Genomic DNA, 5,416 nt, shown 5'->3' on the forward strand with positions numbered 1-5,416 from the left:
TGCATCTTCCTTAAATCGCTTGTTAAATGTTATTGAATTCACACCTATAAATTTCTCCCTTGTACTCATTTGACAAAGGTAATACTATTTTCGTTTTTGGGCGGCCTAAACGCCTATACCTAAAAATATAATTAAGTTTGGTATAACCCAAGTTAAAAAGCAAATCAAAGCGCAAAAAGAATCTAAATTACTAAATACCAAGACTGCTAAATATTTGTTGATAATTAGGATTATTGGGATCCAACTGCTTCAGTTGTATTGCTGTTTGAACAGCCTTAACTTTATTATTTGCTTCCATATAAACATAGGTCAATGCATAATAAAGTTCCGAATCGGAGGGATTGATTTGAATTCCTTTTTGTAAAACAGAAACTGCAGCTGCATACTTTTTACTTTGATTCAATAGTAAACCGTAATTGTAATAAACTCTAGAATTCGTTGACTTTAGTTCTACTGCTTTAGCAAAAGATTTTTCGGCTGCAGGAATATTATTCATTTCATTATGCAGTAAAGCCATATTGTAATAAACACGCTCATTAGTAGCATCATTTTTCAAAGCCAATTCAAGTGCATTTAAAGCTTGCTTATTTTTTCCTTGCTCATTATAAACAGCCGATAAATTCAACAAAGCATAATTCATATTGATGTCTTTTTTAAGACCTCGCAAGTAGAATTTTTCCGCATTGGGATAATCCTTTAATTTCAAATAATAATCGGCCAACATCACATTTCCTGTCGAAAAATCAGTTTGAAAACGTAAAGATTTCTCTAACTCCGCTTGTGCGGCTGAGAAGGCTTTTTCATATTCCGGTCTTACTTGATCTCGAGGAATAATTATATAAAGATCCGCTGCGGCTATTCGCACAGCTCTCACTTTATCCGAAAGCAAAGGTCCGACAGCATCGATCCAACTTTCGGAGGGGAATGAGGCTAAACTTCTTAAAGCACGATATCTGTTTTGAGCATCATTACTGGCGAGCCTTCCCAAAATAGTTTTCAAACTTGTTTGCGTCGGTAAAGAACCTAAATAAAAAGTGGCGGTTGCTTTAATAATTTTAGGAACAAACTTATTATTGATTAGACTCGTCAGATGTTTTTCGCTATTGGCATCTAATCGACTACCGGGAATCAAATCTTCGGCAAAATGATACACCCTTTTAGGACCATACCATTTTACAATAGCATCGGCCAAAACTTTCTCCGACTTGTCTTTATGACAGTTGCTACAAGCATTTGGTGTGCCGTATTTTATGGATAAATCAGGTCGTGGCACTCTAAAACTGTGATCGTGGCGCAAATCATTACCCATATACAATTTACCTGGCATATGACAGTTTTTACATTCAGCGGCAGGAGTTCCGGCCTTGTGAAAAGTATGTTTAGGCACATCATATTTCGTAGGAAGGTGGCAAAGCGTGCAAGCCTGATTTCCGGGACGTTTTTGTTTTGCAGAATGTGGATCGTGACAAGTACTGCAGGTCACCCCCTTGTGATACATCTTACTTTGCAAAAATGAAGTGTAAATATAATCCTCATCATTAACCTGTCCGTCAGCATGATAGAATTCTGTATCTGGAATTTGAGGAATGTAATTATCCATTATTTCCGAGCTCGGAATATGCTTACCATTGATTTCAGATATACGAGCATGACAAGGAGCGCAAGTATTGATCTCTTCTAAAGGTTTAGAGTTTTTGGCCAATTTCATAAAACTGCCTGCTACCCTACTACCCGATTTGTAATCCCCATTAATAAAATCGATATGTTGTTTAGCTGCACCGTGGCAACTTTCGCAACTTACGTTAATGATAGAATAACTCGTTTTATAAGTATCTGTTTTAACATCGTAATTCTTTCTTAGATTGGTAGAATGACAGGTGGCACACATCGTATTCCAATTTTGAGCATTTCCTGTCCAATGCAACCAATCGTGTGAAGGAATATTTTGTCCTGCATATTGATTGAACCATTTTTTCTTAATCACATCATAACTCAATCTTGGAACCTGCATACGACCACCAGGAAACTGAACCAAATATTGTTGTAAGGGAGTAAAACCAAAGATATATTTCACTTCGAATTCGTGATATTTACCATCATCACCCTCGGTAAAAATATAATATCTAGAGCCCTTTTTATAAAAACGACTGCTCACACCATCAGCGGTATAACTAACATTATTGAAATCCCCTTTAACTGTAGAATCGTTCGGGGGCAACATCGACATGTAATGATGGGATTGTTTCCAATCTTTAAATTCCTTTTCGTGGCATTTTTTACAAGATTGATCGCCTACATATTCCTTAGAATGAGATTCAAGGTCGGAATATTTTATATATTTGGAAGTGCAGCTGTCAACTATAAAAACTCGAAAAATTACAAGCAAAACGACTGAAATAAATATCAGTAGTAGCGATTTTTTGTACATAAAATGCATTTTAAACAAAAGTATTTATTTTTTTTGATGTTGCAAATAAATACTTTCAAATATTAAAATTCAGGAGCAAGTATTTTATTTAATTTTAAGAGCTTCAATATCTCCATCATAAGAAATGGGGCTTCGATTATTACTGTTGATAGTTAGATAGCCATTCCCATCAAAATATACGGTTAGCATCATCGAAAAAGTATCGTTTTTGCCTTGTACTTCAGCTTTGATTTGGTACGCTTTCTTAGTTTTTTCAACAGTATAAACGCTTGGTTTCCCTTCGAAAATCATTCCCTCGTCTCCGCCATATCCGATGCCTCCAAAACCTCGACCTATGTAAGGCAAATGACTATTGATTAATTCATATTTAAATTCGACACTGTATGGGCTTGTGGGGTTAAACGTTCTTCCTCCCTGAGGAACCACTCTTTGAACATTAAAAACAAATTCTTTCGATGCTACCAAAAGAGCTATCTGATTTTGCTTTTCTAACTTTTTCTCTTTTTTAATTTGTTTTTTACTTTTTTCTTGTGCTTCAACAGCATTAGAAAAAACAAATAAAACAAAAAGAAGTGTCAAAAACGAAACTAATCTGAAATTGAATTTTGTTTTCATTGTACTTTAAGAAAAATTAAACCTAGGTTTTTAAAAGAACACATATTGATAGGCCAAAGTTAGGGAATCATAATCCAATCCAAGATCAGCATATATCCCCGTATGATATTGCAATCGCAAAGACTGCATTTTTGTCAATGGAACCGAAAACGTAACGCCAACCCTCCAATCTTTTTGAGTGTCTCCGTTATAGACATCGTTTATGGCAACTTCACCCACTTTATACCAATTGGTATTCAAACCTACCCACATTTGATTTTTGAAGTAATAACTAGCGTGGGCTTGAAAACTAACAGTCGGTTTTTGTTTGAGTTCATTACCCTTCAAATAATCATTATTGTGGGTATAAAACCAAGTTCCGACATATGCTTCAGCATAAATTTTTGTAAATCGCTTCGAAATACCAATTTCAGGTTTGAATCCCCAACGATTTGTTCCAATATTAATTTGTTTATCATTATAATATCTTCCGGTTGGGACTGATGTTACCAAGCTTACGCCAAAAATAGCCTTTTGTTGATATTGGCTAAAACTTTTCCTATCCAAAGCTGGTGAACCCGTTAAATTTACTCCAAAACGAACGCGCATATCTCCAAAACCCGAGCGAGATCCCGTCACTTCTTCTCCATTCAACAGCACTCTTCCTTGCATATCCGCCAACGGTAAAGTTACTTGTACCCTCGCTAATTTTTTGGCTAAACTGAAACTACGAATGTAATTTACAGCAAAAATCTGGGTGTCGATTTCAAAATCTTTAAAAGGCAAAGAAGCATCTAGCAGTAAATTCCCTTTGTTGTAGCCATAACCAACTGCTAAAACATTAGTTCCCTTAGGCAGATTAGCATATGCTCGAGGCTCTAAATCTTGCCCAACAACAGTAGTACTTAAGAAACAAATGACAAATGCTACAAAACATTTGAAAATTACAAAAAAAAATTTAACGCTTTTCACTCTCATTTATCTGTTTTTAAATCATTTATAGTCCTTTATCTAATATCTATATTTAACAAAAGTAACAATGATTTTCATCATAAATTATTTTATAAAAGTCCGCTAAGCATACTAGTAACAAAAAAACCACGCACATCCTGATATCTATCGGGATCCGCGTACCATTTTCATAATTAGTTCAATTAACGGAAATTCATAATTTACTTTACCCAATTGGCGCCAAAAACAATATAATAAGCCCAATCTTCTGGCCCTCGGGCAATATCTATTCCTGCTCTAAGTTTGAGTTTTCGTGCCAATAAATACCGATATCCTGCACCACCGGAAACGCGCCAAGAAGAATCTTGAAATGAATCTCCATCGGCAATAGCTTTGGCTGCTCCTCCAAAACCAACTAAACTATGACGATAACTAAAATCCCATCGCCATTCTGTTTCGCTAAGAACGGTATTACTTCCTTGGTATCGCATAACTGGAATACCTCTCATTGAGATAAAGGGTTTCATATAAAAAGGTGGACTTCCCCATATTTGCTGATATTCCGCCCTAAATCCTGCTGTCAATTGTTTTGAAACAGGAACATAATAAAAGGCCGAAGTAGTCAGCGTTGTAAAATCATAATCACTACCTATAATATCATCAGATCCTGCAAAACTAGTTTTCCATCGGAACCCCTTGTCAGGAGTGAAAACATTATCTCTTTTATCATAATCAAATACTAAACCCAATTTACTGACGATGCTATTTACCTCTTTAGGAGTATTGAACAAAGGATTAGAATTCGCTAGCGTTGTATTTAAAAACAAATAATCTAATCCCAAAGACCAAGCACTTAAACCAATTTGTTTCGTAAATTGACCATAAATAGGAACCGTTTTGATGTTGAACTCAAAAGAGCCTTCAGTTCCATTTTGAAAAGTACGATAAAAATTCATATTGACATCGGCATAACCTCCAAAAAGCCTATAATTGGCTCTCCATTTTTTTATAGTTCCTGCCGTTCCACCACCAACAAACCAAGTGCCATTCGCAGTATAGCCAGCGCCAACAGCCAAAAAATTGGGTTTAGCTCGTGATTTTACCAATTTACCATCAATACTATCTAAATATGGACTGTTAGGTTTAATAAAAACAGGAACCAATGCTCCTCCAATGCCCCCGAGTGCAGGTTCAGTAATGAGGTAAGGTATAGGTATAAACCCCTTAGAAGTAATAACCCAATCACTCAAGTCAATTTTATGATCGAGTGAATCTTTAAACGATATTTTCTTCTGTCCTAAAACCGCAATTGGTAAGGAAAGAAATAGAATAAAAAAGAAAATAGTTTTAGGTATAGGCGCTTAGAGCACCCTTGTTATCTATTGATTTTATTGATATTTATTCAAATTTCACCATCTTTTTCATTAACACATCGAAGATTGT

General features: G+C 35.5%; 4 protein-coding genes. All 4 read right to left on the reverse strand.

Going from position 1 to position 5,416, the window contains the following annotated elements; genetic code table 11:
- Window positions 1-190 precede the first annotated feature (190 nt).
- Complete coding sequence (locus ACIQ1E_RS13695) at window positions 191-2,428, reverse strand: tetratricopeptide repeat protein (protein WP_396171891.1); 2,238 nt, start codon at window positions 2,426-2,428, stop codon at window positions 191-193.
- 84 nt (window positions 2,429-2,512) lie between these two features.
- Window positions 2,513-3,043 (reverse strand): DUF4251 domain-containing protein, encoded by a 531-nt coding sequence (locus tag ACIQ1E_RS13700; RefSeq protein ID WP_396171893.1) that lies wholly within the window; start codon window positions 3,041-3,043, stop codon window positions 2,513-2,515.
- A gap of 30 nt (window positions 3,044-3,073) precedes the next feature.
- Window positions 3,074-4,000: a transporter gene (locus tag ACIQ1E_RS13705; RefSeq protein ID WP_396171895.1), complete on the reverse strand. Its 927-nt coding sequence runs from the start codon at window positions 3,998-4,000 to the stop codon at window positions 3,074-3,076.
- A gap of 194 nt (window positions 4,001-4,194) precedes the next feature.
- Complete coding sequence (locus ACIQ1E_RS13710) at window positions 4,195-5,223, reverse strand: BamA/TamA family outer membrane protein (protein ID WP_396171896.1); 1,029 nt, start codon at window positions 5,221-5,223, stop codon at window positions 4,195-4,197.
- Window positions 5,224-5,416 lie beyond the last annotated feature (193 nt).

The organism is Flavobacterium sp., assembly GCF_044348915.1.
In the GTDB taxonomy this organism is placed as follows: Bacteria; Bacteroidota; Bacteroidia; order Flavobacteriales; family Flavobacteriaceae; genus Flavobacterium.